The 25,782-nt window shown below is 65.2% G+C and carries 26 protein-coding genes; 15 read left to right on the forward strand and 11 right to left on the reverse strand.

The window, feature by feature from the left end; translation table 11 throughout:
* Positions 1-14 precede the first annotated feature (14 nt).
* The 5 genes from ACMGT0_RS01315 to ACMGT0_RS01335 are packed head-to-tail and all read left to right on the forward strand — an operon-like array spanning position 15 to position 3,929.
* Positions 15-761 carry an SURF1 family protein gene (locus ACMGT0_RS01315; RefSeq protein ID WP_054057603.1) on the forward strand — a complete coding sequence of 249 codons (747 nt, stop codon included), beginning with the start codon at positions 15-17 and terminating at the stop codon, positions 759-761.
* Entirely contained in the window at positions 727-1,320 is a 594-nt protein-coding gene (locus ACMGT0_RS01320; protein ID WP_054057602.1) for a hypothetical protein, read from the forward strand. Before ACMGT0_RS01315 ends, ACMGT0_RS01320 begins: the two co-directional genes overlap by 35 nt.
* A 10-nt stretch (positions 1,321-1,330) precedes the next feature.
* A complete protein-coding gene (locus ACMGT0_RS01325) occupies positions 1,331-2,410 on the forward strand; it encodes a COX15/CtaA family protein (protein ID WP_273824908.1) in 1,080 nt (359 codons plus the stop codon).
* The gene (gene cyoE, locus ACMGT0_RS01330; RefSeq protein ID WP_273824910.1) at positions 2,398-3,297 is read left to right on the forward strand and encodes a heme o synthase; all 900 of its coding nucleotides are present in this window, start codon (positions 2,398-2,400) and stop codon (positions 3,295-3,297) included. The genes ACMGT0_RS01325 and cyoE overlap by 13 nt, the downstream gene beginning before the upstream one ends.
* Entirely contained in the window at positions 3,294-3,929 is a 636-nt protein-coding gene (locus tag ACMGT0_RS01335; RefSeq protein ID WP_416771188.1) for an SCO family protein, read from the forward strand. Before cyoE ends, ACMGT0_RS01335 begins: the two co-directional genes overlap by 4 nt.
* A 56-nt stretch (positions 3,930-3,985) precedes the next feature.
* Here ACMGT0_RS01335 and ACMGT0_RS01340 read toward each other — a convergent pair whose 3' ends face one another.
* On the reverse strand, positions 3,986-4,411 hold the full coding sequence (locus ACMGT0_RS01340) for a VOC family protein (RefSeq protein ID WP_416771190.1): 426 nt from the start codon (positions 4,409-4,411) through the stop codon (positions 3,986-3,988).
* 141 nt (positions 4,412-4,552) lie between these two features.
* On the opposite strand from ACMGT0_RS01340, the gene ACMGT0_RS01345 reads away from it, so the two are divergent.
* The gene (locus ACMGT0_RS01345) at positions 4,553-5,407 is read left to right on the forward strand and encodes a LysR family transcriptional regulator (RefSeq protein WP_416771192.1); all 855 of its coding nucleotides are present in this window, start codon (positions 4,553-4,555) and stop codon (positions 5,405-5,407) included.
* Between the two features lie 115 nt (positions 5,408-5,522).
* Here the strand turns inward: ACMGT0_RS01345 and ACMGT0_RS01350 are convergent, their stop codons facing one another.
* From ACMGT0_RS01350 to ACMGT0_RS01360, 3 genes are all read right to left on the reverse strand, one after another.
* The gene (locus ACMGT0_RS01350) at positions 5,523-6,296 is read right to left on the reverse strand and encodes a MetQ/NlpA family ABC transporter substrate-binding protein (protein WP_054058285.1); all 774 of its coding nucleotides are present in this window, start codon (positions 6,294-6,296) and stop codon (positions 5,523-5,525) included.
* 89 nt (positions 6,297-6,385) lie between these two features.
* On the reverse strand, positions 6,386-7,060 hold the full coding sequence (locus ACMGT0_RS01355; protein WP_017902568.1) for a methionine ABC transporter permease: 675 nt from the start codon (positions 7,058-7,060) through the stop codon (positions 6,386-6,388).
* Positions 7,060-8,067 (reverse strand): methionine ABC transporter ATP-binding protein, encoded by a 1,008-nt coding sequence (locus ACMGT0_RS01360; RefSeq protein ID WP_054058284.1) that lies wholly within the window; start codon positions 8,065-8,067, stop codon positions 7,060-7,062. Before ACMGT0_RS01360 ends, ACMGT0_RS01355 begins: the two co-directional genes overlap by 1 nt.
* A 255-nt stretch (positions 8,068-8,322) precedes the next feature.
* On the opposite strand from ACMGT0_RS01360, the gene katE reads away from it, so the two are divergent.
* Positions 8,323-10,461, forward strand: coding sequence for a catalase HPII (katE, locus tag ACMGT0_RS01365; RefSeq protein WP_416771195.1), 2,139 nt, complete (start codon positions 8,323-8,325; stop codon positions 10,459-10,461).
* Positions 10,462-10,528: 67 nt separating this feature from the next.
* Here katE and ACMGT0_RS01370 read toward each other — a convergent pair whose 3' ends face one another.
* From ACMGT0_RS01370 to zur, 4 genes are read right to left on the reverse strand one after another with little or no spacing between them, the layout of a single operon-like run.
* On the reverse strand, positions 10,529-11,245 hold the full coding sequence (locus ACMGT0_RS01370) for a PA5502 family lipoprotein (RefSeq protein ID WP_054063383.1): 717 nt from the start codon (positions 11,243-11,245) through the stop codon (positions 10,529-10,531).
* Positions 11,246-11,282: 37 nt separating this feature from the next.
* Positions 11,283-12,071, reverse strand: a complete 789-nt coding sequence (znuB, locus tag ACMGT0_RS01375; RefSeq protein WP_054063382.1) for a zinc ABC transporter permease subunit ZnuB — start codon at positions 12,069-12,071, stop codon at positions 11,283-11,285.
* Entirely contained in the window at positions 12,064-12,852 is a 789-nt protein-coding gene (znuC, locus tag ACMGT0_RS01380) for a zinc ABC transporter ATP-binding protein ZnuC (protein ID WP_054061499.1), read from the reverse strand. Before znuC ends, znuB begins: the two co-directional genes overlap by 8 nt.
* Positions 12,852-13,334: a zinc uptake transcriptional repressor Zur gene (zur, locus tag ACMGT0_RS01385; protein ID WP_054063381.1), complete on the reverse strand. Its 483-nt coding sequence runs from the start codon at positions 13,332-13,334 to the stop codon at positions 12,852-12,854. The genes znuC and zur overlap by 1 nt, the downstream gene beginning before the upstream one ends.
* 57 nt (positions 13,335-13,391) lie before the next feature.
* On the opposite strand from zur, the gene ACMGT0_RS01390 reads away from it, so the two are divergent.
* Entirely contained in the window at positions 13,392-14,321 is a 930-nt protein-coding gene (locus ACMGT0_RS01390; protein WP_416771199.1) for a zinc ABC transporter substrate-binding protein, read from the forward strand.
* Positions 14,322-14,387: 66 nt separating this feature from the next.
* Here ACMGT0_RS01390 and ACMGT0_RS01395 read toward each other — a convergent pair whose 3' ends face one another.
* Entirely contained in the window at positions 14,388-15,338 is a 951-nt protein-coding gene (locus tag ACMGT0_RS01395) for a homoserine kinase (protein WP_054063379.1), read from the reverse strand.
* Positions 15,339-15,397: 59 nt separating this feature from the next.
* On the reverse strand, positions 15,398-15,688 hold the full coding sequence (locus tag ACMGT0_RS01400) for a DUF2782 domain-containing protein (RefSeq protein WP_054061264.1): 291 nt from the start codon (positions 15,686-15,688) through the stop codon (positions 15,398-15,400).
* 74 nt (positions 15,689-15,762) lie between these two features.
* Between ACMGT0_RS01400 and polA the strand changes: the two genes are divergently transcribed.
* Entirely contained in the window at positions 15,763-18,576 is a 2,814-nt protein-coding gene (polA, locus tag ACMGT0_RS01405; protein WP_416771201.1) for a DNA polymerase I, read from the forward strand.
* 612 nt (positions 18,577-19,188) lie between these two features.
* Here polA and yihA read toward each other — a convergent pair.
* Positions 19,189-19,833 carry a ribosome biogenesis GTP-binding protein YihA/YsxC gene (gene yihA / locus ACMGT0_RS01410; protein ID WP_054061262.1) on the reverse strand — a complete coding sequence of 215 codons (645 nt, stop codon included), beginning with the start codon at positions 19,831-19,833 and terminating at the stop codon, positions 19,189-19,191.
* A gap of 201 nt (positions 19,834-20,034) precedes the next feature.
* On the opposite strand from yihA, the gene ACMGT0_RS01415 reads away from it, so the two are divergent.
* The 6 genes from ACMGT0_RS01415 to ACMGT0_RS01440 all read left to right on the forward strand — a co-directional run bounded on the left by ACMGT0_RS01415 (position 20,035) and on the right by ACMGT0_RS01440 (position 25,726).
* Positions 20,035-20,325 carry a c-type cytochrome gene (locus tag ACMGT0_RS01415; protein ID WP_054061261.1) on the forward strand — a complete coding sequence of 97 codons (291 nt, stop codon included), beginning with the start codon at positions 20,035-20,037 and terminating at the stop codon, positions 20,323-20,325.
* Positions 20,326-20,369: 44 nt separating this feature from the next.
* Complete coding sequence (locus tag ACMGT0_RS01420; protein WP_054061260.1) at positions 20,370-20,975, forward strand: c-type cytochrome; 606 nt, start codon at positions 20,370-20,372, stop codon at positions 20,973-20,975.
* A gap of 193 nt (positions 20,976-21,168) precedes the next feature.
* Entirely contained in the window at positions 21,169-21,819 is a 651-nt protein-coding gene (locus ACMGT0_RS01425) for a thiol:disulfide interchange protein DsbA/DsbL (protein WP_054061259.1), read from the forward strand.
* A gap of 12 nt (positions 21,820-21,831) precedes the next feature.
* The gene (locus ACMGT0_RS01430) at positions 21,832-22,689 is read left to right on the forward strand and encodes an endonuclease/exonuclease/phosphatase family protein (protein ID WP_416771205.1); all 858 of its coding nucleotides are present in this window, start codon (positions 21,832-21,834) and stop codon (positions 22,687-22,689) included.
* 19 nt (positions 22,690-22,708) lie between these two features.
* On the forward strand, positions 22,709-24,844 hold the full coding sequence (locus tag ACMGT0_RS01435; RefSeq protein WP_054063376.1) for a GGDEF domain-containing protein: 2,136 nt from the start codon (positions 22,709-22,711) through the stop codon (positions 24,842-24,844).
* A 99-nt stretch (positions 24,845-24,943) separates the two neighbouring features.
* Positions 24,944-25,726 carry an N-acetylmuramoyl-L-alanine amidase gene (locus ACMGT0_RS01440; protein WP_054059164.1) on the forward strand — a complete coding sequence of 261 codons (783 nt, stop codon included), beginning with the start codon at positions 24,944-24,946 and terminating at the stop codon, positions 25,724-25,726.
* Positions 25,727-25,782 lie beyond the last annotated feature (56 nt).

Below are 25,782 nucleotides of genomic sequence, written 5' to 3' on the forward strand. Positions count from 1 at the left end.
CATGGGGTGCCAGCATGAGGCACTTTCGTCCCGGCGTGGCCCCGACCCTGGTGGTGCTGTTGTTGCTGCCGGTGCTGGTGTCGCTGGGTTTCTGGCAACTGCACCGTGGCGAGGAGAAGCGGGTGTTGCTCGACAGTCATGCCCAGCGGCGCATGGCCGAGCCGCTGAGCGTCGGGCAGCTCCACGACAAGGCCGATCCGGCCTTTCGCCGGGTGCGCCTGCGCGGCCAGTTCGATGGCGAACACAGCTACCTGCTGGACAACCGCATTCGCAACGGCCGGGTTGGCGTCGAACTGATCCAGCCGTTCCACGACCAGGCCAGCGGGCTCTGGTTGCTGGTCAACCGTGGCTGGCTGCCCTGGCCGCAACGGCGCACGCCACCGTCGTTCAGCACGCCGGAGCAGGTGCTGAACCTCGACGCCTGGGTCTACGTGGCGCCGGGCGCGACCTTCCAGTTGCACGCCGACCCGGCCGATGCCGCCTGGCCGCGACTGGTGACCGCGATCGAACCGGACAGGCTGTGGAAGGAACTGGGCCGTGACGGCTTCGCCTACGAACTGCGCCAGGAGCCTGGCCCCGGCAGCTACGAAACCGGCTGGCCGGTAGTGGCCGAAGGCATGGGGCCGGAAAAGCACCTCGGCTACGCCGTGCAGTGGTTCGCCATGGCCCTGGCCCTGTTCGGTCTCTATCTCTATCTCGGATGGCATAACGCAAGGGAGAAACAGCATGGGAGCGGCCATGAATCCATTCGACACCACTGAGCCACGTCAGCCGGGCGTGCGTGCCCGTGGTCGCTGGCAACTGATCCTCATCGTGCTGATGGTCATCGGACCGATGCTCCTGGCCACCGGCATGTACAAGCTGCAGTTCTGGGTGCCGGAAGGCCGCAGCTACCACGGCGAACTGATCGGCAACGGCCAGGGCCGTGCCGACCTCGGGATACAGGCCGAAGAGACCCGCTGGCAACTGCTGGTGACCGCGCCGCAGGCCTGCTCGGTGGACTGCCAGCAATTGGTCTACCTGGCGCGGCAGATCCATATCGGCCTGGGACGCGATGCTTCGCGGGCCAGTCACGCGCTCGCGACCGCGCAGCCACTGGCCGACGACTACGCGGCCAAGCTGCAACGCGAGTATCCGCAACTGCAACGCTATGCCCTCGATCTGCCCGCCTACACCCGCCAGATCCGGGGCGCCGCCGCGCCACAACTGTGGATCATCGACCCCCACGGCAACCTGGTACTGCGCTATGACGCCCGGGTCAAGGGCAAGGACCTGCTCAACGACCTGCGCCAACTGCTGAAACTGTCGAACATCGGCTAAGGAGAACGGTATGGCCAAGCCAGGATTCCGCCTCGCGCTGTTTGCCACCCTGCTGGCGCTGATCGTCGTGCTGCTCGGTGCCTACACCCGCCTGACCCATGCCGGCCTCGGCTGCCCGGACTGGCCGGGTTGCTACGGATTCATCGGTGTGCCCAAGAGCGAGGCCCAGCTGGCCCATGCCGAACTGCATTTCCCCGATTCGCCGGTGGAGGCGCACAAGGGCTGGAACGAAATGATCCACCGCTATTTCGCCGGTACCCTGGCCCTGGCGATCATCGTCCTGGCGGCCCGTTCCTGGAGGGAACGGCGCCGTGAAGGCCAGCCGCTGAAGCTGCCGCTGTTCCTGCTGGCGGTGGTGCTCGCCCAGGCCGCGTTCGGCATGTGGACGGTGACCCTCAAGCTTTGGCCGCAGGTGGTGACCGGCCATCTGCTCGGCGGTTTCGCCACCTTGAGCCTGCTGTTCCTGCTGACCCTGCGCCTGTCCGGCGTGTTGCCGGCGCTGGCGGTGCCCCGGCGCCTGCAACGCTGGGCAACGGCCGGGCTGTTGCTGGTGATCCTGCAGATCGCCCTCGGCGGCTGGGTCAGTTCCAACTATGCCGCGGTGGCCTGCATCGATCTGCCGACCTGCCATGGCCAATGGTGGCCGGCGGCGGACTTCGCCAACGGTTTTCACCTGACCCAGCACATCGGCCCGAACTACCTGGGCGGCCAGCTCGACAGCGAGGCCCGCACGGCGATTCACCTGACCCACCGCATTGGCGCGCTGCTGGTGACCCTGGTGCTGCTGGGGCTGGCCTGGCAGTTGCGGGTGGTCGGCATGACCCGCCTGGCCGGGCTGCTGCTGTGCGCCCTGGCGGCACAGATCGGCCTGGGCCTGAGCAACGTCTATTTCCACCTGCCCCTGCCGGTGGCCGTGGCCCACAACGCCGGCGGCGCGCTGCTGCTGCTGACGCTGGTGCTGGTCAACTATCACGCGCGGACCGCCCTGGTGCGGGTGCGTCGGCAGGCGCCTGCCCGCTGGCGGCTCAGCCCCCGCGGGGCGGTGCACGGGCCTATCACCATCAAGGGAGAGATGCCATGGCGACTGTAGCCGGCGAGCGTCACCGCCAGGCGATCTGGCGCGACTATCTGGAGCTGACCAAGCCCAAGGTGGTGGTATTGATGCTGATCACCTCGCTGGTGGGCATGTTTCTCGCCACGCGCGCCGGGGTGCCGTGGACGGTGCTGGTGTTCGGCAACCTCGGTATCGGCCTGTGCGCGGCCGGCGCGGCGGCGGTCAACCATGTGGTGGACCGGCGGATCGACGCGGTGATGGCCCGGACCCACAAGCGCCCGCTCGCCGAGGGCCGCGTTTCGCCGTCGGCGGCACTGGCCTTCGCGCTGCTGCTGGCGGTGCTCGGCCAGGCGTTGCTGCTGGCCTTCACCAACCCGCTGACCGCCTGGCTGACCCTGGCCTCGCTGCTCGGCTACGCAGTGATCTACACCGGTTTCCTCAAGCGCGCCACGCCACAGAATATCGTGATCGGCGGCCTGGCCGGCGCGGCGCCGCCGCTGCTGGGCTGGGTCGCGGCTACCGGGCACCTGGGCGCCGAGCCGCTGCTGCTGGTGCTGATTATCTTCGCCTGGACCCCGCCGCATTTCTGGGCCCTGGCGATCCACCGCAAGGAGGAGTACGCCAAGGCCGATATCCCGATGCTGCCGGTGACCCACGGCGAGCACTACACCAAGGTGCATATCCTGCTGTACACCTGCGTCCTGCTGGCGGTCAGCCTGCTGCCGTTCGTGATCCACATGAGCGGCGTGCTCTACCTGCTCTGCGCCCTGGGCCTGGGCGCGCGCTTCCTGCAATGGGCCTGGGTGCTGTACCGTGGCAGCCGGCCGCAGGCGGCGATCGGCACCTTCAAGTACTCTATCTGGTACTTGTTCCTGCTGTTCATCGCGCTGCTCGTCGACCACTACCTACTGTTGAACCTATGACTCGAACTCAGAAAACCGTTTTCATTCTCGTCGCCGTGGTGGCCCTGATCCTGGGGCTGACGGTCAACAAGGTCCTCAACGGCAAGGGCCAGGGCGATATCACCGCGCTGATCGATGCCGGCATCATCCTGCTGCCGCAGAGCCGCACGCTGCCGGACGTGAAGATGACCGACCAGGACGGCCAGCCGGTGTCGATCGACCAGCTCAAGGGCAAGTGGACCCTGCTGTTCTTCGGCTACACCTTCTGCCCGGACATCTGTCCGACCACCCTCGCGCAGTTGCGGCAGATCAAGAGCGAACTGCCCAGGGACGCGGTGGACAAGCTGCAGATCATCCTGGTGAGTGTCGACCCCAACCGGGACAACCCCAGGCAGCTCAAGCAGTACCTGGGGTATTTCGACCCGCAGTTCCGCGGGTTGACGGCGGGCTCCATCGAGGACCTGCAGAAGCTGGCGAATGCGGTGAGCATTCCGTTCATTCCGGCCGATACCAGCAAGCCGAACTACACCGTCGACCACAGCGGCAACCTGGCGATCGTCGGGCCGGATGGCAACCAGCGCGGGTTCATTCGGGCGCCGCTGAACAACCAGAAGCTGGTGGCGCAGTTGCCGAACATGCTCAAGCGCAACTAGTGTTGTGGCCTTGAGGGCCGCATCGCCGCGAAGAGGCCCCAAAGGCCACCGCTAGACTATTTCGCAAATAACTGCCCGATATCCTTGAACGCCTTGAATTCCAGCGCATTGCCACAGGGGTCGAGCAGGAACAGGGTCGCCTGCTCGCCGACCTGGCCCTTGAAGCGCACGTAGGGTTCGATCACGAACCGTGTCTGGCGAGCCCGCAGCCGTTCGGCCAGCGCCTCCCACTCGGCCCAGCCCAGCACGACGCCGAAATGTGGCACCGGCACATCATGACCGTCCACCGGGTTGCTCATGGCCTGTTCCTGCGCCGCGGTCCTGGCCTGGTAGTGGATCACCAACTGGTGGCCGAAGAAATCGAAGTCCACCCAATGATCGCTGCTGCGCCCCTCGGGGCAGCCGAATACTTCGCCATAGAAGTGCCGGGCCGCGGCCAGGTCATGGACAGGAATGGCCAGATGAAAGGGAGAAAGCGCCATGGCGGGTACCATCAGTGAGAAAGGAGCTTTCAGTCTAGAGACGATTATTTTGTTGAAAAGCGCATATTCTTGCGGTCGAGATCAAATTATTTTGTCGTATGCTGCCCTCCACCGCCTGTTTCATCTCCCTGGACGAGCCTGATGTTGCGAGAACTCAAGACCTTCATCCGTGTGGCCCGCGAAGGCACCTTCGTCGCCGCCGGGCAGCAGTTGGGGCTGACCCCGTCGGCGGTCAGCGCACAGATGCGGGTGCTGGAGCAGAACCTCGGCGTACGCCTGTTCGACCGCAGCGGCCGTGCGGCGGAGTTGAACGCGGCCGGGCGCCATGCGTTGCCGCTGGCCGAGCAGATCCTCAGCCTGTATCGCGCGATGGCGTTACCCACGGCCGCTGCGCAATGGCAGGGCGAGCTGCGCATCGGCGCCATCGCCACGGTGCAGACCGGCCTGCTGCCGCGGGCCCTGCCGAGGTTCCGCGAGGCGGCGCCGCGGGTCGACCTGAAGCTGGTGCCCGGGGTGTCGCTCAACCTGCTGAGCCAGGTCGATGCCGGTGAGCTGGACCTGGCGTTGCTGATCCGGCCGCCATTCGAGCTGCCCAAGGAGTTGCTGGCGATTCCCCTGGCCAGCGAGGCCTTCGTACTGATCGCGCCCCGGCAGGTCACGGGCGACGACCCGCGGCAACTGCTCGCCGAGCAGCCGTTCGTGCGTTATGACCGGGGTTCGTTCGGTGGGCGGCTGGTCAGCCAGTTCCTGCGCGAGCAACGGATCCAGGTGCGTGATGTGCTGGAGCTGGACGAGATCGAGGCGATTGCGCGGATGGTCGAATGCGGGCTGGGAGTGTCGCTGGTGCCCAGGGCCGGGCTTTGGCTGCAGCGAGTGGATCAGTTGCGGGTCATCGAGCTGGGCGAGCTGACCTTCGAGCGTCAGCTGATCGCGGTATTGCGCCGCGCCCAGCGCCAGCCGGCGCTGGATTGCCTGCTGGAGTGCCTGCAGGCCTGAAACGGCCCGCGCTGATCGTTCCCTCGCGGAGCGTGGGAACGATCGGCACAGGTCAGCGCCGTTTGTAGGAGCAGGGCTTGTCGGGGCGCCGAACCGCCGCGAATGGGCCTGGGGGTCAGAACGCCGGAACGATCGAACCCTTGTACTTCTCGAGGATGAACGCCTTCACTTCCGGGCTGTGCAGCGCGGCAACCAGCTTCTTCAGGGCGTCCGAATCCTTGTCGTCCGGACGGGCCACCAGGATGTTCACGTAAGGCGAGTCCTTGCCCTCGATGAACAGTGCGTCCTTGGACGGATCGAGCTTGGCTTCCAGGGCGTAGTTGGTATTGATCAGCGCCAGGTCGACCTGGGTCAGCACGCGCGGGATGGTCGCCGCTTCCAGTTCACGGAATTTCAGGTCTTTCGGGTTTTCGGCGATGTCCTTGGGCGTCGACAGGATGTTGTGCGCGTCCTTGAGCTTGATCAGGCCGGCCTTTTCCAGCACCAGCAGCGCCCGGCCGCCGTTGGTGGCGTCGTTCGGGATCACCACGGTGGCGCCGCCTGGCAGGTCTTCCAGCTTCTTGTACTTGCTGGAGTAGGCGCCCAGCGGCTCGACGTGTACGCCGGCGATGCTGACCAGGTGGGTGCCCTTGGACTTGTTGAACTCATCCAGGTACGGCTGGTGCTGGAAGAAGTTGGCGTCCAGGCGCTTCTCGGCGACCTGTACGTTCGGCTGCACGTAGTCGGTGAAGACCTTGACCTTCAGGTCCACGCCTTCCTTGGCCAGGACTGGCTTGACGAATTCGAGGATTTCCGCGTGCGGCACCGGGCTGGCGGCCACGCTCAGGGTTTGCGCGGCGTTGGCGGAAAACGCCGCGACGGCGGCGAAGGCAGCGATCAGTTTTTTCATCGAACGACTCCATGTGAGATGCCGCTTGGCATCTGCCGGCCCCGGGGCCGGCGATTCAGTAGGTTGCGAAAGCGTTGGGGTGTTGCCCGTTACTTGCGGGAGAACCGCGCCACGAGCTTGTCGCCGATGGTCTGCAGGACCTGCACCAGCACCACCAGCATGACCACGGTGACCAGCATCACATCGTTCTGGAACCGCTGGTAACCATAGCGGATTGCCAGGTCGCCGAGGCCGCCGGCCCCGACCACACCGGCCATGGCGGTATAGCCTACCAGGGTGATGGTCGTCACGGTGATGGCCGCGAGGATGCCCGGACGGGCCTCCGGCAGCAGTGCATTGAAGACGATCTGGCGGGTGGTCGCGCCCATGGCCTGGGTCGCTTCGATGATGCCGCGGTCGACTTCGCGCAGCGCGGTTTCCACCAGCCGGGCGAAGAACGGCGCGGCGCCGATCACCAGCGGCGGAATGGCGCCGGCCACGCCCAGCGAGGTACCGGTGAGGAACACGGTGGTGGGAATCAGTACGATCAGCAGGATGATGAACGGCAGCGAACGCACGACGTTGACCACGAACGACAGCGCCGAGTAGGTCGGCTTGTGCTCGAGCAGTTGGCGCGGGCTGCACAGGAACAGCAGCACGCCCAGCGGCAGGCCGAGCAGCACGGTGAACAGCAGCGAGCCGCCAAGCATCATCATGGTGTCGCCGGTGGCTTCCCAGATATCCGACCAGTCGATGTTGGCGAAAAAGCTCAGGAACAGATCCATCAGCGCAGTACCTCCATATGGACGTCAGCCGCGGTGAAGCGGGCGAAGGCGGCGTCCAGGTCGCCACCGGTGATGGCCAGCGTCAGTTGCCCGTACGGGGTGTCCTTGATGCGGTCGATACGGCCGGCGAGGATGCTGTAGTCGACTCCGGTTTCACGGGCCACGGTGCCCAGCAGCGGCGCGTAGGTGGCATCGCCCTGGAAGGTCAGGCGCACGATGCGCCCCGGCACGTGGGCGAAGTCGTTGCGCTGCTCGTTCTCGTCGATCTGTTCGTCTTCCTGGACGAAGCGCCGGGTGGTCGGGTGCTTGGGGTGCAGGAACACATCGGCCACCGGGCCCTGCTCGACGATCACGCCGGCGTCCATCACGCCGACTACATCGCAGACACGGCGGATCACGTCCATCTCGTGGGTGATCAGGACGATGGTCAGTTTCAACTCGCGGTTGATCTCGGCCAGCAGTTGCAGGACCGAGGCGGTGGTCTGCGGGTCGAGGGCGCTGGTGGCCTCGTCGCACAGCAGGATCTTGGGCTTGGTCGCCAGGGCGCGGGCGATGCCGACGCGCTGTTTCTGCCCGCCGGACAGTTGCGACGGATATTTCTTCGCGTGATCGGCCAGGCCGACGCGCTGCAGCAGCTCGGCGACGCGCTGGTCGATCTCCCGGCGGGACAGTTCACCGGCCAGGGTCAGCGGCAGCGCGACGTTGTCGGCGACGGTCTTGGAGGCCAGCAGGTTGAAGTGCTGGAAGATCATCCCGACCTGCTGGCGGAAACGCCGCAGGCCATTGGCGTCGAGCGCGGTGATTTCCTCGCCGTCGACGATGATCTTGCCGCCGCTGGGCGCTTCCAGGCGGTTGATCAGGCGCAGCAGGGTACTTTTGCCGGCGCCGGAATGGCCGATCAGCCCGAACACCTGGCCTGCCTCGACACGCAGGTGGGTCGAGTGCAGGGCGGGAATTTCCTTACCGGCGACCCGGTAGGTTTTATGGACGTTATGAAACTCGATCACGTAGCGAACCTTGTGGGGCGCAATGGAAAGGGGTCAGCGGTTAGCCGGGCGCGCATTTTAGCCTGTCCGTATAGATGCTATTAGCATTTATTTCGCATGCGACCTGCGATTTGGCAATAACACGATCAGTGGTCAGAAAAAAGGAACGGCTTCGGACCCGCGGCAGTCACTCGTTAGGCACTTCGAATCCCGTTCGCCGGGACCCTGTCGATCATCCGGCAGCTCTGCGGCGACTGTAACCGAGGAAACCGTCTGATGAGTACCAAGAAACCCAAGGCCAACCAGAGCCAACTGGCTGGCACCGACACCCTGGATCGCGGCAACACCAACGACAAGCTGCAGAGCCTGGAGCCGTTCCGCTCCGATGCCAGCGGCCAGGCGTTGCGTACCAACCAGGGGGTGAAGGTCGCCGATAACCAGAACAGCCTGAAAGCCGGCGCGCGCGGGCCTTCATTGCTGGAAGATTTCATCATGCGTGAAAAGATCACGCATTTCGACCATGAGCGGATCCCCGAGCGCATCGTGCATGCCCGGGGCACCGCCGCCCATGGCTACTTTCAAAGCTACGGCAACCATGCGGCGTTGACCAAGGCCGGTTTCCTCCAGGACCCCGCCATCAGGACCCCGGTGTTCGTGCGTTTCTCCACGGTGCAGGGCCCCCGCGGTTCCGGGGATACCGTGCGCGACATCCGCGGTTTCGCAGTGAAGTTCTTCACCACGGAAGGCAATTTCGACCTGGTCGGCAACAACGTGCCGGTGTTTTTCATCCAGGACGCGATCAAGTTTCCCGATTTCGTCCACGCGGTGAAACCCGAGCCGCACAATGAAATCCCCACCGGTGGCTCGGCCCATGACACCTTCTGGGACTTCGTCTCGCTGGTGCCGGAGTCGGCCCATGCGGTGATCTGGGCCATGTCCGATCGGGCGATTCCGCGCAACCTGCGCAGCATGCAGGGCTTTGGCGTGCACACCTTCCGCCTGGTGGATGCCGAGGGTGGCTCGCGCTTCGTCAAGTTCCACTGGCGGCCCAGCGTCGGCACCTGCTCGCTGGTCTGGGACGAAGCGCAGAAGCTGGCGGGCAAGGACACCGACTTCCATCGTCGCGATCTCTGGGAATCGATCGAGAGCGGCGACTACCCCGAGTGGGAGCTGGGGGTACAGGTGATTGCCGAGGAAGACGAGCACAGCTTCGACTTCGACATCCTTGACCCGACCAAGCTGATTCCCGAGGAGTTGGTGCCAATCACACCGTTGGGCAAGATGGTGCTCGATCGCAATCCCGACAATTTCTTCGCCGAAACCGAGCAGGTCGCCTTCTGCCCCGGGCATATCGTGCCGGGGATCGACTTCTCCAACGACCCGCTGCTGCAAGGCCGGCTGTTTTCCTACACCGATACCCAGATCAGTCGCCTGGGTGGGCCGAACTTTCACGAGTTGCCGATCAACCGGCCGCTGGCGCCCTTCCACAGCAGCCAGCGCGACGCCCAGCACCGTACGGTGATCGACAAGGGCCGGGCGTCCTACGAGCCCAACTCGATCGATGGCGGCTGGCCCCGTGAAACCCCTCCGGCGGCTCGGGACGGTGGCTTCGAGAGTTACCCCGAGCGGATCGATGCGGCCAAGATCCGTCAGCGCAGCGAATCCTTCTCCGACCACTTCTCCCAGGCCCGGCTGTTCTTCAACAGCATGAGCCCGCACGAGAAGGAGCACATCATCGCCGCCTACAGCTTCGAATTGGGCAAGGTGGAACGCGAGTTCATCCGTGCGCGGCAGGTGAACGAGATCCTGGCCAATATCGACCTGGAACTGGCCGCGCGGGTTGCCGCCAACCTTGGCCTGCCGGCGCCGCAGGCGGGCACGGTGGCAACGCGCAAGACTGCGCTGGAGCAGTCGCCGGCGCTGAGTCAGGCGAATCTGCTGGCGGGGCATATCAGGACGCGCAAGGTGGCGATCCTCGCGGCGAATGGCGTCGAGGGTGCGGCGATCGCGGCACTGCGCCAGCTGTTGGCGGCGGAAGGTGCCCATGCCCGGCTGCTCGGGCCGACTTCGGCGGCGATCACCAGCGCCCAGGGCGAGCGCCTGGCGGTGGACGCTTCGATGGAAGGCCTGCCGTCAGTGGCGTTCGATGCGGTGTATGTGCCGGGTGGCGCCGAGTCGGCCAAGGCGCTTGGCGGCAACGGCGTGGCCCTGCACTACCTGTTGGAGGCCTACAAGCATCTCAAGCCGATCGCCGTGCACGAGGACGCGAAGGTGTTGTTGGAGAAGCTGCATCTGCAGGTGGACGCGGGGCTGATGGTGGGCAGTGATGCCAAGGCGCTGGAGGCCTTCGTCGCGGCGCTGGCCCGGCATCGGGTGTGGGAGCGGGAGGAGCGGGCCAAGGCGGTGCCGGCCTGATGGGCCCATTCGCGGGCACGCCCGGCTCCTATAGCGTCGGCGCCGGGCTTGCTGGCGATCAGCGGGCTCAGGGCTTGCGCGGGCTCAGCACGACCTGGGCCTGCACCTTGCGGTCGATCTGCCTGTCGATCTTCAGCTCGAAGTTCGGGTCGAGCTTCTTCACCCGCTTGCCCAGCAGCGTCGCCAGCCACGGGTAGTCCTGGGTCCGGGGCACCTGGAAGGTCACTGCGCACTGGTAATTGACCACGTCCGCCGCCAGCGCGTCCATCTGCTTGCGCAGCAGCGCGATGTCCTGGATGTTCAGGGCGATGGTGCTGCTTTGCGCGCTCGGGTCGATCACCCGGGCCGCTGGCCTGGCCTCGGCGGCCTGGAGCTCGGCCTCGGCCTTGTCCAGCTCCGCCTTGCGTGCCTGGGCGATGGCGCCGTTGACCCCGCCGGTCAAGGCCGGGGCCTTGGGCATCAGGGCGCGGGCGCGGCTCAGTGCGGTGGCGGCGGCATTGACGTCGCCCTTCTGCAGCACGATCTGGCTACGCTGCAGGTAGGCTTCGGCCAGTTGCCGCTGGTACTGGACCAGTTGCGGGTCGTCTGCGGACTGCGCCTGCAAGGCGGCCAGTTGGTCCTCGGCGGTGGCCAGTTCGTTGCTGTTGATGCTCTGCTCCAGCGCGGCAATCGCCGTGGCCCGGGCATCGGGCACGGCGGTGTCGGCCGGCGGAGTGCTCTGGCAGGCACCCAACAGCAGGGAAAATGCGGCAAGGAGCAGATAACGGGAGGCGGAAAGCTTCATTCCTGCGACTCTCTAATTGCGCAAAAAACGAGCAAGTCTACACCCCTCTGCGTGGCAGGACAAAACTCAGCAGAAACAGCCCGGCCGCCACCACCACGATGGAGGGGCCGGCGGGGGTGTCCTTGAACCACGAAAGCGCCAGCCCGCCGCACACCGCAAGGACCCCCAGGAAGCTGGCGCCGAGGGCCATCTGCTCCGGTGAGCGGGCGTGCCGCTGGGCCGCGGCGGCGGGGATGATCAGCAGCGAGGTGATCAGCAGCACGCCGACGATCTTCATCGCCACGGCGATCACCACCGCGATCAGCAGCATCAGCGCCATGCGCAGCGAGGCCACCGGCAGGCCCTCGACGGTCGCCAGTTCCTCGTGCACGGTGATCGCCAGCAGCGGCCGCCACAGGGCGACCAGCAGCGCCAGCACCGCCGTGCTGCCGCCGAGGATCCAGGCCAGGTCGGTGCCGCTGATCGCCAGCAGGTCACCGAACAGGTAGGCCATCAGGTCGATGCGCACCTCATGCATGAAACTCAGCACCACCAGGCCGAGGGACAGCGTGCTCGGCGCGAGAATCCCCAGCAGTGTGTCGGAGGCCAGCGGCTGGCGCTGTTGCAGGGTCACCAGCAGCACGGCCAGCAGCAGGCAGCCGACAGTCACCGCGAGCGTCGGGCTGATGTCCAGCAGGAAGCCCAGGGCCACGCCGAGCAAGGCGGCGTGGGACAGGGTGTCGCCGAAATAGGCCATGCGCCGCCAGACCACGAACGACCCCAGGGGGCCTGCCACCACGGCCAGGGCCAGGCCTGCGAGCAGGGCGTAGAGCAGAAAATCAGCCATGCTTGCAGCTATCTCCGTGAACGTGGACGTGGGCCGGGGCGGCCTCTTCGCTGACCACCGTGCCATGCAGGTCATGGGCGTGGTCGTGATGGTGGTGGTAGATCGCCAGGCTCGGCGCGTTGCTGCCGAACAGCTCGACGAAGGCCGGGTCGCCGCTGACCTGCTCGGGGTGGCCGGAGCAGCAGACGTGACGGTTGAGGCAGACCACCTGGTCGGTGGTGCTCATCACCAGGTGCAGGTCGTGGGAAACCATGAGCACCCCGCAACCATGGCGGTCGCGCAGGCGGGTGATCAGGCTGTAGAGCTCGGCTTGCCCGGCGACGTCGACGCCCTGCACCGGCTCGTCGAGCACCAGCAACTCGGGTTCGCGCAGCAGCGCCCGGGCCAGCAGCACGCGCTGCATCTCGCCGCCGGAAATGCTCTGCACCGGGCTGTCGATCACCTGTTCGGCACCGACCTCGCTGAGGGCGGCCAGTGCCCGGGCGCGGTCGACCCCCGGCACCAGCCGCAGGAAGCGCAGCACCGACAGCGGCAGGGTCGGGTCGACGTGCAGCTTCTGCGGCATGTAGCCGACCCGCAGTCGCGGCTTGCGCCAGACACTGCCGCGGCTTGGCTTGAGCAGGCCGAGCACGGCCCGCACCAGGGTGGTCTTGCCGGCACCGTTGGGGCCGATCAGGGTGACGATCTGCCGCGGTTCGACGCTCAGGTGGATGTTGTCCAGCACGTCCTGCCCGGCGAACGTCACGCCGACCTGGTCGAGGCGAATCAGCGCAGTGCTCATCAGGCCCCCTGGCAACCCGAGCAGAGGCCGACCACCTCGACGGTCTGGCCCTCGACGACGAAACCGACGTCCCTGGCGCTCTGGACGATGGCGTCGCTGATGCTCTTCTGCTCCAGCTCGATGGCCGCGTGGCAGTTGCGGCAGATCAGGAACTGGCCCTGGTGGGCGTGCTCCGGGTTGTTGCAGCCGACGAAGGCGTTGAGCGAGGCGATGCGGTGGACCAGGCCGTTGTCCAGCAGGAAGTCCAGTGCACGGTACACCGTCGGCGGCGCGGCGCGGCGGCCGTCCTGCTCGCTGAGCACGGCGAGGATGTCGTAGGCGCCCAGCGGCTTGTGGCTCTGCCAGACCAGCTCCAGCACCCGCCGCCGCAGGGCGGTCAGGCGCAGGCCCTGGCGCGCGCACAGGGCATCGGCCTCGGACAGCGCGCTGTGCACGCAGTGAGAGTGATCGTGGGGTCGGCTGGCGAGAGGGGTTTTAGGCATGAGCGGCGACGATTGTTGTGAGAGACGTTATTATGTTACCCGTTCCTGCCGCCTTGAGTGTCCATCGTGCCCCGTCTTTTTGTCTTTTTTGTCGCTATATGCGCCGGTTTGTTCGTGATCGGACCGGTCCAGGCCCAGGTCAGCCTGCTGACCAGCATCAAGCCCCTGCAATTGATCGCCGCTGCGGTCGAGGACGGCGTGGAGACGCCCGAGGTGCTGTTGCCACCGGGCGCCTCGCCGCACAACTACGCGCTGCGGCCGTCCGATGTGCGCAAGGTGCAGTCGGTGGACCTGCTGTACTGGATCGGTCCGGACATGGAGAGCTTCCTGCCGCGGGTGCTCAAGGGCCGCAGCCTGCCGACCGTGGCGGTGCAGGACCTGCCGGGCATGAAATTGCGCCGGTTCGCCGAGGATAACCACTCCCATGCCGAAGAAGCCGACGAGCATGACCATGATCATCGTCCGGGCTCGCTGGATGCGCACCTGTGGCTGTCGACCGTCAACGCGCGGGTGATCGCCGCGCGCATGGCCGCGGACCTGGCCAAGGCCGATCCGGCCAACGCCGAGCGCTACCGGCGCAACGCCGAGGCTTTCGCCGGCCGCCTGGATGCCCTGGATGCGCGGCTCAAGGCGCGCCTGGCGGGTGTCGCGGACAAGCCGTATTTCGTGTTCCACGAGGCGTTCGACTATTTCGAGAGTGCCTATGGGCTCAGGCATGCCGGGGTGTTCAGCGTGGCGGCCGAGGTGCAGCCGGGGGCCCAGCATGTCGCGGCGATGCGTGCGCGCTTGCAGGAGGTGGGCAAGACCTGCGTGTTCAGCGAGCCGCCGCTGCGGCCGCGGCTGGCCGAGACGCTGGTGTCCGGGCTGCCGGTGAAGCTGGCGGAACTGGATGCGTTGGGCGGTTATACGCCGGCGAGTGCCCATGGCTATGAGCAGTTGCTGGAAAAACTCGGTAACGATTTAGCCGGCTGCCTGGAGTCCTTGTAGGCAGGGCCGGCCTATTCGCGCCAACCGCGCGAATGGGCCCCTGAGCTCCCTGTATATTTCTGTCGATCAGAGCGCGAACGGCAACGGCACGCTGACCTGCTGCCGCTGCGCCAGCCGCAGCTGGAACTCCATCGGGTCGTGAATCAGCACGTCCTGCCCGGCAAAGGACTCGGCTGCGATCAACCGTGACAGCCAGAAGCGCACGCACGCCACCCGCAGCATCGTCGGCCACAGCTCGGCCTCGCCCGCGGTGAACGGCCGCAACGCCGCATACGCACCCAGCAGGGCCCGGGCGCGCTGGCCGTCGAGCAGGCCGTTGTCGTCCGAGCACCAGTCGTTCAGCGAGATCGCCACGTCATAGAGCATCGGCCCGGAGCAGGCATTGTAGAAGTCGATCAGGCCGGTCAGGTGCGTGCCTTCGAACATCGCGTTGTCGCGGAACAGGTCGGCATGCAGGTTGGCCCGTGGCAGGGCGAGGATCTGTGCCTTGCAGCGCTCGATCTCCGCCAGTGCGGTTTCCAGCAGGTCGTGAGCCTCGCTGCCCAGATGCGATTTCAGCTTGTTGCCTTCCTCGAGCATCCAGTCCAGGCCGCGGTCGGTCTTGCGTTCGATGATCCGCCCGCGGGTCGCCAGGTGCAGGTGGCCGAGCAGTTCGCCAACCTGGGCGCAATGCTGGGCGTTGGCCTGCCTGATGTGCTTGCCGGCCAGGCGCGGTTGCAGCAGCGCCGGCTTGCCGGCCAGTTCGCGCAGGGCCTGGCCGTCGGTGGTACGCAGGGCGTAGGGCACCGGCAGATCGGCGTCATGGAGCACGTCGAGCAGTTCGATGAAGAACGGCATTTCCTGCACCGGGCCGCGCTCGACCAGGGTCAGGACGTACTCGCCCTGCTCCAGGCTGATGAAGAAATTGGTGTTTTCACTGCCGGCGGCAATTCCCTGAAAATCGAGCAGGCGACCGAGCCCGTAGGGGGCGAGAAAGGTTTCCAGCTCGGGTCGAGCCAGCGGGGTGAACACAGACATGTTTAAGAGCTGCCAGTCCGGGCGCCGCGATCGAGCCGGCGCCGATGAGGGTTAAAGGGTTACTTCCACTCGAAGATCTTCCATGACGGAATCAGCATATCGGGCTGATCCGAGCGGATGAAGTTTGCATCAGTTCCGTCGGCGCGCACCAGAAAGTATGGCTTGCCCCCTTTCGGGGTGACCTTGATGGCGTACAGAAAGCCATTTTGCCGGTACTCCTGGATGGTTTTGTCGCCTTCCGTGCGAATGGTGACTTCTGGATCGGCTGCGGGTGCATCATCCGCGGCGATCGCCGCCAACGGAGTGAATGCAAACAGGCCGGCCAACAACAGGCGATTGAGCGTACGCATGATAACCTTGTCCCTTTGTCGTCAACGGTCCCATCATTCTACCGCCGGACCCGCCGAAAAGGTTGATCATACTCATGAGCCAAGCTCCCCTCGTCCTGGTGGACGGTTCTTCATACCTGTACCGCGCGTTTCACGCGATGCCGCCGCTCACCAATTCCAAGGGTGTGCCCACCGGGGCGGTGAAGGGCGTCCTGAACATGCTCCGCAGCCTGCGCAAGCAGTACCCGGACAGCCCGTTCGCCGTGGTGTTCGATGCCAAGGGCGGGACTTTCCGCGACGAAATGTTCGCCGACTACAAGGCCAACCGGCCGAGCATGCCCGACGAGATGCGCGTGCAGATCGAACCGCTGCACGCCAGCGTACGCGCCATGGGCTTCCCGCTGCTGTGCGTGGAAGGCGTGGAGGCCGACGACGTGATCGGCACCCTGGCCCGCAGCAGCGCGGCGGCCAATCGCCCGGTGATCATTTCCACCGGCGACAAGGACATGGCGCAACTGGTCGACGGCCATATCACCCTGGTCAACACCATGTCCGAAACGTCCATGGACGTGGAGGGCGTGAAGGCCAAGTTCGGTGTCGCGCCCGAGCAGATCATCGACCTGCTGGCGCTGATGGGCGACTCCGCCGACAACATCCCCGGGGTCAAGGGGGTGGGTGAGAAGACCGCCGTGGCCCTGCTGGTGGGGGTCAACGGCGGCCTGAAGGAGCTGTATGCCAACCTCGACCTGGTGCCGACCCTGCCGATCCGCGGGGCCAAGACCCTGCCGGCCAAGCTGCTCGAGCACCAGGAAATGGCCTTCCTGTCCTACCGGCTGGCGACCATCAAGGTCGACGTGGAGCTGGAGGTCGGCCTGGACGACCTGCACCTGGGCGAGCCGGACCGCGAGAAACTGATCGAGCTGTACAGCTCGCTGGAATTCAAGGGCTGGCTCGACGAGCTGAACCGCGAGGCCAAGCGTGCCGGGTTGCAGGAGGCTGCTGCGCCAGCGCCAGCGGCGACCGCGGCGGCGGTCGAGGAAGTGGCGGCTGAAAGCACCGCGCCCGTGACTGCCGAGCCGCAATACGAAACCATCCTCGACCAGGCGCGTTTCGACGTCTGGCTGAAGAAGCTGCAGGAGGCCAGACTGTTCGCCTTCGACACCGAGACCACCGGGATCGATGCCCAGCAGGCGCAACTGGTCGGCGTGTCCTTCGCCGTGCAGGCCAATGAGGCGGCCTATATCCCGCTGGCCCATTCCTACATCGGCGTGCCGCAGCAACTGGACCGCGACAGCGTGCTGCTGGCGCTGAAGCCGCTGCTGGAAGACCCGCAGAAGCTCAAGGTCGGCCAGCACGCCAAATTCGACATGAACATCCTCGCCAACTGCGCCATCGGCGGCGATCCCGAGTGCGGCATCAGCGTGCGTGGCATCGCCTTCGACACCATGCTCGAATCCTATGTGCTGAACTCCACCGCGACCCGGCATGACATGGACAGCCTGGCGAAGAAGTACCTGGACTACGACACCGTCAGCTTCCAGGACATCGCCGGCAAGGGCGCCAAGCAGCTGACCTTCGACCAGATTCCCCTGGAGCAGGCCGGCCACTACGCCGCCGAAGATGCCGATGTGACCCTGCGCCTGCACCAGGCGCTGCGTGCGCAACTGGCTGCGATTCCGAGCCTGGCCAGCGTGCTGAGCGATATCGAGATCCCGCTGGTGCCGGTGCTGGCGCGCATCGAGCGCCAGGGCGCGCTGGTGGACAAGGACCTGCTGGGCGTACAGAGCATCGAACTGGGCAACAAGATGGTCGAACTGGAGCGCCAGGCGTTCGAGATCGCCGGCGAGGAATTCAACCTCGGTTCGCCCAAGCAGTTGGGGGTGATCCTCTACGAGAAACTCGGCTTGCCGGTGCTGAAGAAGACCGGCAAGGGTCAGCCGTCCACGGCCGAGGAAGTGCTGGCCAAGCTGGCCGAGGACGACTATCCGCTGCCCAGGGTGCTGATGCAGTACCGTTCCATGAGCAAGCTGAAGAGCACCTACACCGACCGCCTGCCGGAGCAGATCAACCCGCGCACCGGGCGTATCCACACGTCCTACCACCAGGCGGTGGCGGCGACCGGGCGGCTGTCCTCCAGCGACCCGAACCTGCAGAATATTCCGGTGCGTACCGCCGAAGGCCGACGCATTCGCCAGGCATTCGTCGCGCCCAAGGGCTACAAGTTGCTGGCGGCGGACTATTCGCAGATCGAACTGCGGATCATGGCTCATCTGTCGAAGGACGAAGGCCTGCTCAATGCCTTCCGCGACAACCTCGACGTGCACACGGCCACTGCGGCCGAGGTGTTCAAGGTCGAGCTGGGTGAGGTCACTTCCGACCAGCGACGCAGCGCCAAGGCGATCAACTTCGGCCTGATCTACGGCATGGGCGCGCAGAAGCTGGGCAAGGACATCGGCGTCGACACCAAGACCGCCAAGGCCTATATCGACGTGTATTTCGCCCGTTACCCCGGGGTGCGCGAGTACATGGAGCGCACCCGTGGCCAGGCCTCGGAGCAGGGCTATGTCGAGACCCTGTTCGGCCGCCGGCTGTACCTGCCGGACATCCACTCCAACAAGCCCCAGGAGCGTGCGGCCGCCGAGCGCACGGCGATCAACGCGCCGATGCAGGGTACCGCGGCGGATATCATCAAGAAGGCCATGGTCAAGGTCGACGACTGGCTGACCCGCTCCGGGCTGGACGCCAAGGTCATCCTCCAGGTGCACGACGAACTGGTGCTGGAGGTGCGCGAGGACCTGGTGGCCGAGGTCAGCGAGCAGATCCGCGGGCACATGAGCAGCGCGGCGCAGCTGGATGTGCCGTTGCTGGTTGAGGTCGGGGTGGGCGACAACTGGGACGAGGCGCACTGATCGCGGCCTTTCCGGGTGTTCGAGGGGGATGGCCGCCTGCGGCGGTTCGCGGGCAAGCCCGGCTCCTACAGGGGGGGCGTCGTACACGACGTTGTGGATAACATCGTACTGTAGGAGCCGGGCTTGCCCGCGAATGCGCCCGAAAGACTTGCTCACCCTCACAAAGGGGTGCAGGTGCCCGAGAGAACACAAAGGGCGTTTGGTTCTGAAACCTTCAGTGGCTATGCCAAATAGTTTTTGAAGATATTTTGAACTAAATCGGGATACGGCTACTCAGAGTTACTGAATGGCTGGTGAAGCCCTTCGATGCTCCTATGTTGTGTTAAGTGTTGGCAGATATTCTGGACCCCGCCCTAGCGGTCCGGAGCTTGGACCCCGAACTTCCCCTCCCCATACGAAGTCCGGGGTTTTTTTTATCCCCCAAACGGCCTGTGGTGCGCTCGGGCTGCGTTAAAAGCTCGGCTCGAAATGCTCATTTAGACCACTAAACTCCGCTTTCGAGCCGCACTTTTGCCTTGCCCGAACACACCACAGACCGTTTGGCGTACGCTGCGGTATCCGGGTCGTTCGCGGCCGAACCGCCGCCATCCACCGAGGGTAGCGCTCGGCGGATTACTCCGCCTCTTCCTCGCCGCCGTTCTCCATCAGTCCCAGCCAGCCGGCCAGCACCGTGTAGGCCTCTTCCAGGCCCAGGCGCTTGGGCGCCGAGAACAGCTGGATGGTCACCGTGTCGCCCCAGCCCTTGCGGATTTCCGACTGGACCTTGAGCAGGGTGTTCTTCGCCGCGCCGTAGGTCAGCTTGTCGGCCTTGGTCAGCAGGATGTGCATCGGCATGCCGCTGGCGATCGACCAGTCGAGCATCAGCCGGTCGAAGTCGGTCATCGGGTGGCGCACGTCCATCATCAGGATCAGGCCCTTGAGGCTCTCGCGGCTGCCCAGGTAGGCCTCCAGGTGACGCTGCCAGTGCTGCTTGAGCGGGATCGGGACTTTTGCATAACCGTAGCCCGGCAGGTCGACCAGACGGCGTTCATCGTCTAGCTTGAAGAAATTCAACAGCTGCGTGCGGCCCGGGGTTTTCGAGGTGCGCGCGAGGCTGGCGTGGGTCAGGGTGTTCAGCGCGCTGGATTTGCCAGCATTGGAACGACCGGCGAAGGCCACTTCAAAACCGGCGTCGTCCGGGCACTGGTCGACTTTGGCGGCGCTGAGCATGAAGGTGGACTGCTGGCACAGACCGAGAATGGGGTTTTTCAGTTGCATGGGATTTCCAATGTGGACGGTGCCGGGAGGCGCGACAAGCTGTGTCGTTTCCGTTTCATGGACGCCAGTATATAATGCCGCAGATTTAGTGTGTGCTTTGTCCCGACGTAGGATGACGCATGCGGGAGCGATTGACCCAGGCTGCGCATTAGAACGCGGCACGTTCCCAACCCTGAAGTTCATGACTGGAACCTTCGGTTCATGAGCAGATGGCTGCTTGCTGCCAGTGTCCTGATCACGCTTCACGGCGCTCAGGCTGCACAGGATCCGGAAGCCGTGTACAACCGTGTTTGCAGTGCCTGTCATGCCGGACAGCTGCCGATGGCCCCACAGAAGGGCGATCAGGCCGCGTGGAAGCCAAGAATGGCCCAAGGCATGGATGTGCTGGTGCAACACGTGACTCAGGGTTTCAAGGCGATGCCGCCGCGTGGTTTGTGCATGGACTGCAGTACCGAGGATTACCGAAGCATCATCCAGTGGATGAGCGAGTAAGCCCGGTCCATAACTCTTAACCCTTAGCCGTATTGGATTAGCTGATGAACAAATTGATCGTGAGTCTGCTGTTGACCCTGGGGATCACCGGTCTCGCCCATGCCGCCGGCGATGCCGCCGCCGGCCAGGCCAAGGCTGCTGTCTGTGGCGCCTGCCATGGTCCTGATGGCAACAGCATGGCGCCCAACTTTCCGAAACTGGCGGGCCAGGGTGAGCGTTACCTGGACAAGCAGCTGCACGACATCAAGTCCGGCAAGCGCACCGTCCTGGAAATGACCGGCCTGCTGACCAACCTCAGCGATCAGGACCTCGCCGACATCGCCGCCTACTTCGCCAGCCAGAAGGGCAGCGTCGGTGCGGCCGATCCGAAGCTCGTCGCCCGTGGTGAAGAACTGTTCCGGGGTGGCAAGCTCGACCAGGGCATGCCGTCCTGCACCGGTTGCCACTCGCCCAACGGCGCGGGCAACGCCGCCGCCGGCTTCCCGCACCTGGGTGGCCAGCATGCCCAGTACGTCGCCAAGCAGCTCACCGATTTCCGCGAGGGTGTGCGGACCAACGACGGCGACACCAAGATCATGCAGAGCATCGCCGCCAAGCTGAGCAACAAGGACATCGAGGCCGTGTCCAGCTACGTGCAGGGCCTGCACTGAGGTGCGCTCGATGAATGGCGCGGCGCGTTCGCGTTAATAATCGATTAATCCTTTGTTGCAAGGATAAAAGGGTGGCCCTGGCCGCCCTTTTTTGTGGCCGCTGCCGTTACACTAATCGAACCAAGAGCCTGCTCGGTCTGTCAGAAACTACAGGTCGCGACGGAGGCGACTTCTAAATACCCAGGAGTAAAGCATGCGTAATCTGATCCTCAGCGCCGCACTCGTCACCGCCAGCCTGTTCGGCATGACGGCCCAGGCCGCCGACGTGCCGCTCGAAGCCGGCAAGACCTATGTGGAACTCAAGACCCCGGTGCCGGTGCAGGAGCCTGGCAAGATCGAAGTGGTCGAGATGTTCTGGTACGGCTGCCCGCATTGCTACGCCTTCGAACCGACCATCAACCCATGGATCGAGAAACTGCCGTCCGACGTGCACTTCGTGCGCATTCCCGCCATGTTCGGCGGCCCATGGGACAAGCACGGCCAACTGTTCCTGACCCTGGACGCCATGGGCGTCGAGTCCAAGGTGCACTCGGCGGTGTTCAACGCGATCCAGAAGGAAGGCAAAAAGCTGCTCGAGCCTGAAGACATGGCCGACTTCGTCGCTACCCAAGGTGTCGACAAGGAGAAATTCCTGGCCACCTACAACTCCTTCGCCATCAAGGGCAAGATCGTTGCCGCGCGCGAACTGGCCAAGAAGTACGAGATCAGCGGTGTACCGACCATGATCGTCAACGGCAAGTATCGCTTCGACCTCGGCACCGCCGGTGGGCCGGAGGCTGCACTGAACGTCGCCGACCAACTGATCGCCAAGGAGCGGGCGGCCGGCGCGACCGCCGGCAAGTAAGGCGCCCCGGCCATGGCTCGCTGGGGATCGGAACGCATCGTTGGCCTTCACCAGCCGAAGGTCAATGAACACCATCTGCAATCCAGCGGCCTGCCGGCGGACAAACGCCTGAGGCTGCTCAGCTTCAACATCCAGGTCGGCATCAGCACCCAGCGGTACCGACACTACCTGACCCGGGGCTGGCAGCACCTGCTGCCGCACACCGGGCGCGCCGACAACCTGCAGAGGATCGGCAGCCTGCTCGGCGATTTCGACCTGGTGGCGCTGCAGGAGGTCGATGGTGGCAGCCTGCGTTCGGGCTACATCAACCAGGTCGAACACCTGGCGCAGCTCGGCGCCTTTCCCTACTGGTACCAGCAACTCAATCGCAATCTTGGCCGCCTGGCCCAGCACAGCAACGGCGTGCTCAGCCGCCTGCGCCCCTGGGCGATCGAGGATCATCCACTGCCCGGCCCGGCCGGTCGCGGGGCGATCCTGGTGCGTTTCGGCGAGGGCCCGGAGTCGCTGGTGGTGGTCATGATGCACCTGGCGCTGGGCGCGCGTACGCGGACCCGGCAGTTGGCCTATATCCGCGAGCTGATCGATGGCTTCAAGCACCAGGTGTTGATGGGGGACATGAACACCCATGCCGCCGACCTGCTGCAGCACTCGCCCTTGCGCGACCTCGGGCTGCTTGCGCCGCAGGTCGAGGCGACCTTTCCCAGCTGGCGTCCACAGCGCTGCCTCGACCATATCCTGTTGAGTCCGAGCCTGACGCTGGAGCGTGTCGAGGTACTGGCGCAGCCGATTTCCGACCATTTGCCGGTTGCCGTTGAAATTCGCCTGCCAGGATCCATCGGTTCTGATACGTTGCCCGCCTTGAGTCGTTGAATCTCACGGACACCCTGCAATGAGCAGCGAAGAAGCCGAGCGCTGGAAAGAGAAGTACCTCAAAAGCATCGAACAACAGGAAAAGCTCGAACGGCGTTGGGACGCCCGTCTCGACCTGCTCCGGCGCGGGCTGGTGCGCAGCACCCTGGCGGCCGAAGGCACCGACAAGGCGGTGGATCAGTGCATGAAGGAAATGCGCGAGGTGATCCGCACCGATGACATGGATGCGGCCCTGGCCAACCTGCTGCCACGCCTGGAAAAGGCCGTGCTCGACTCCGAGCAGCGGCGCGAAACCCGGATCGAACAGATGGGCACCGCGCTGACCGCGCTGGTGACCCAGCTGCAGGCTCTGCCCTTGCCGCGGGATGTGCGTCGGCCGCTGAAGAACTTTGCCAAGCAGCTCGATGGCCGCGTTAGCCAAGCCCGCGAGATGCCCCTGCTGCTCAGCGAACTGAGCAACCTGCAGGGCAAGATCCTGACGGAACTCGATCACCCCGCCGAGCCGGCCCGGCCCGGCCTGCTGCAGCGCCTGTTCGGCACGAAGGAGGGGGCCGAGGCGAGCGTTGAAAGCGCCCCGGCGGTGGCACCGGCGGCGGGGATGCCGACACCTGTGCCCGCTTCGGCAGAGGCGGATGAGGACGATGAACCGGACGCGCCTGTGGCGCCTGCGGTCGAGGCCGTGGCTCCCGTTGCCCAGCCCGTCGTTGCTGCCGCGGCTGCGCCGGCGGTTGAACAGCCAGCCCCGGCTGCAGCGGTCATGGAGCCCGTTGCCGAGGCCGTGCCAACGATCGCACCCGTCGAGGTCGCGGCCTACAAACCACCCGTGGTCACGCCTGAGGCCGAGCCTGTGGCCGGTGCCGTCGAGCCAGAAGCGTCGCCGGTCGTGTCGGCTGCGCAGACGGCTGCGGCGGTTGAGCCGCAGGCTGCGGCCGAACCCGAGGTCAAGGCCCCACTCGCCGAGCAGCCCGAAGCCGTCACCCCGGCACCCGCCCTGCCCTTCCTCGACAGCCTGCCACTGCCGCCGGTGATGGCCGAAGCCCTGGCGGCGGTTCATCCCGAGGATAACGACCAGGACGTGCTCTACGCCCTGCCGGAATCGCCGGAGCCGTCCTACAGTTCGGTGGCCGAGCACATCGAGTCGACGCTGCTGGGCCTGCTGGATGGGCTGGTGCTGCCCGAGCGCCACCGGCCCCACGCCGAAGGCATGCGTCATCGCCTCGAACACGGGTTGAACTGGTACGAACTGCTGCCGATCCTCGACGATCTGGCCGTGCTGATGCTGGCGATCAACGACAGCGGGCAACATGAGTTCGAGGTGTACCTCAAGCAGCTCAACGAGCGCCTGGAATCCTTCCAGAGCAATTTGCGCGCGGCCAGTGAAGGCCATGCCGAGGGCCGTTCGGCGGCCAACGACCTGCACAGCCAGTTGCGTGAGCACGTCGATGGGCTGCAGAGCAGCGTGCAGGCTGCCGCCGACCTCGACAGCCTCAAGCATGTGCTGGAAAACCGCCTCGAAGACCTGCTGGGCACCATGGACCGCCACCAGCAGGAGCGCAATGTGCGCGAGCAGGAAGTCGCCAGCCGCCTGCAGAGCCTGGCCGAGCGCGTTGCGCATATGGAACAGGAAGCCCAGGTTTATCGCGACCACCTCGAGGAACAACGGCAGAAGGCCCTGATCGACCCGCTCACCGGCCTGCCGAACCGGGCGGCCTGGAGCGAGCGTCTGGACCACGAGGTCGCGCAGTGGCAGCAGCACGGCAATACCCTGCTGATCGCCATTCTCGACCTCGACCATTTCAAGCGGATCAACGATGGCTACGGCCACCTGGCCGGCGACAAGGTGCTGAAGATCATTGCGACCGTGCTGCGCAAGCACCTGCGCGGCAGCGATTTCATCGCCCGTTTCGGCGGCGAGGAGTTCGTCCTGCTGATGCCGGCGACGCCGGTGGCGACCGGCCTCAAGCTGGCCGAGCACCTGCGCGCGGCCGTCGAGGCCTGCCCTTTCCACTTCAGGGGCGAACGGGTGACCATTACCGTGTCCCTTGGCGTGTCGGCGTTCAAGGCCGGTGAACGGAGCGATCATGTGCTCAAAAGAGCCGATGAGGCGCTGTACCGGGCGAAAAACGGCGGACGCAACCGGGTGGAGCTCGGCTGAACCGCAGCTGTCGTTTTGTCACAGAGTCTTGCTTTGGCCGGTACCGGAGGCCGGGGTACGTTATGCTAGAGCGTTACTGCTCTGGTTTTCGTTTCCGTCATGAAATTGCTCCCTCTCCTCAGCGCGGCCCTGTTGCTCGCGGGCTGCGCCAGCGGTCCGCGCCTCGACACCAGCCACCCCTCGGTCAATCACGACAGCCGCGCGCAGTTCGTCATCGTCCACTACACCTCGGCGAACATGGAAAACTCGTTGCGCCTGCTGACCCACGGCCAGGTCAGCAGCCATTACCTGATCGGCGACAACAACCCGGCCACCACCTACAAGCTGGTGGATGAGAGCCAGCGTGCCTGGCATGCCGGGGAAAGCGAGTGGCAGGGTCGTACCTGGCTGAACTCCAGCTCCATCGGTATCGAAATCGTCAACCCGGGGTTCCGCGAGACGCCGACCGGGCGCGTCTGGTACCCCTACAGCGAAGCGCAGATCCAGGCGTTGATCGTGCTGCTCAAGGACATCGTCAAGCGCAACAACATCGAGCCCCGCCATGTGATCGGTCACAGCGATATCGCCCCGATGCGCAAGCAGGACCCGGGCCCGCTGTTTCCCTGGAAGCGCCTGGCCGCCGAGGGCCTGGGCGTCTGGCCGAACGAGCAGGCGGTGGCCCGCCAGCAGCAGGTGTACGCGTACCAGCTGCCGAGTGCCAGCTGGTTCCAGCAGCAGCTGCGCTACCTGGGCTATACCACCACGCCACAGACCGGCGAGTGGGATGCGGGCACGCGTCACGCGCTGGCGGCGTTCCAGATGCATTTCCGCCCGGCGCGCTTCGATGGCGTGGCTGATGCGCAAAGCGCGGCGATCCTGCAGGTGCTCAACCAGTCAAAATAACGTCACCGCCGGACGGTCCGGGCGATGTTATCAATCAGTTGCTATAACTCATTGGT

This window comes from Pseudomonas sp. RHF3.3-3 (genome assembly GCF_048069595.1).
Classification (GTDB): domain Bacteria; phylum Pseudomonadota; class Gammaproteobacteria; order Pseudomonadales; family Pseudomonadaceae; genus Aquipseudomonas; species Aquipseudomonas fuscovaginae_B.

Coding starts and splice junctions, on each gene's coding strand:
- ACMGT0_RS01345 (WP_416771192.1), top strand. CDS start 4,553: ATGTTGCGAGAACTCAAGACCTTCATCCGTGTGGCCCGCGAAGGCACC.
- ACMGT0_RS01435 (WP_054063376.1), top strand. CDS start 22,709: ATGAGCAGCGAAGAAGCCGAGCGCTGGAAAGAGAAGTACCTCAAAAGC.
- znuC (WP_054061499.1), bottom strand. CDS start 12,852: ATGAGCACTGCGCTGATTCGCCTCGACCAGGTCGGCGTGACGTTCGCC.
- ACMGT0_RS01425 (WP_054061259.1), top strand. CDS start 21,169: ATGCGTAATCTGATCCTCAGCGCCGCACTCGTCACCGCCAGCCTGTTC.
- katE (WP_416771195.1), top strand. CDS start 8,323: ATGAGTACCAAGAAACCCAAGGCCAACCAGAGCCAACTGGCTGGCACC.
- ACMGT0_RS01420 (WP_054061260.1), top strand. CDS start 20,370: ATGAACAAATTGATCGTGAGTCTGCTGTTGACCCTGGGGATCACCGGT.
- ACMGT0_RS01415 (WP_054061261.1), top strand. CDS start 20,035: ATGAGCAGATGGCTGCTTGCTGCCAGTGTCCTGATCACGCTTCACGGC.
- ACMGT0_RS01340 (WP_416771190.1), bottom strand. CDS start 4,411: ATGGCGCTTTCTCCCTTTCATCTGGCCATTCCTGTCCATGACCTGGCC.
- polA (WP_416771201.1), top strand. CDS start 15,763: ATGAGCCAAGCTCCCCTCGTCCTGGTGGACGGTTCTTCATACCTGTAC.
- ACMGT0_RS01325 (WP_273824908.1), top strand. CDS start 1,331: ATGGCCAAGCCAGGATTCCGCCTCGCGCTGTTTGCCACCCTGCTGGCG.
- ACMGT0_RS01400 (WP_054061264.1), bottom strand. CDS start 15,688: ATGCGTACGCTCAATCGCCTGTTGTTGGCCGGCCTGTTTGCATTCACT.
- zur (WP_054063381.1), bottom strand. CDS start 13,334: ATGCCTAAAACCCCTCTCGCCAGCCGACCCCACGATCACTCTCACTGC.
- ACMGT0_RS01370 (WP_054063383.1), bottom strand. CDS start 11,245: ATGAAGCTTTCCGCCTCCCGTTATCTGCTCCTTGCCGCATTTTCCCTG.
- znuB (WP_054063382.1), bottom strand. CDS start 12,071: ATGGCTGATTTTCTGCTCTACGCCCTGCTCGCAGGCCTGGCCCTGGCC.
- ACMGT0_RS01430 (WP_416771205.1), top strand. CDS start 21,832: ATGGCTCGCTGGGGATCGGAACGCATCGTTGGCCTTCACCAGCCGAAG.
- ACMGT0_RS01395 (WP_054063379.1), bottom strand. CDS start 15,338: ATGTCTGTGTTCACCCCGCTGGCTCGACCCGAGCTGGAAACCTTTCTC.
- ACMGT0_RS01320 (WP_054057602.1), top strand. CDS start 727: ATGGGAGCGGCCATGAATCCATTCGACACCACTGAGCCACGTCAGCCG.
- yihA (WP_054061262.1), bottom strand. CDS start 19,833: ATGCAACTGAAAAACCCCATTCTCGGTCTGTGCCAGCAGTCCACCTTC.
- ACMGT0_RS01335 (WP_416771188.1), top strand. CDS start 3,294: ATGACTCGAACTCAGAAAACCGTTTTCATTCTCGTCGCCGTGGTGGCC.
- cyoE (WP_273824910.1), top strand. CDS start 2,398: ATGGCGACTGTAGCCGGCGAGCGTCACCGCCAGGCGATCTGGCGCGAC.
- ACMGT0_RS01440 (WP_054059164.1), top strand. CDS start 24,944: ATGAAATTGCTCCCTCTCCTCAGCGCGGCCCTGTTGCTCGCGGGCTGC.
- ACMGT0_RS01355 (WP_017902568.1), bottom strand. CDS start 7,060: ATGGATCTGTTCCTGAGCTTTTTCGCCAACATCGACTGGTCGGATATC.
- ACMGT0_RS01315 (WP_054057603.1), top strand. CDS start 15: ATGAGGCACTTTCGTCCCGGCGTGGCCCCGACCCTGGTGGTGCTGTTG.
- ACMGT0_RS01350 (WP_054058285.1), bottom strand. CDS start 6,296: ATGAAAAAACTGATCGCTGCCTTCGCCGCCGTCGCGGCGTTTTCCGCC.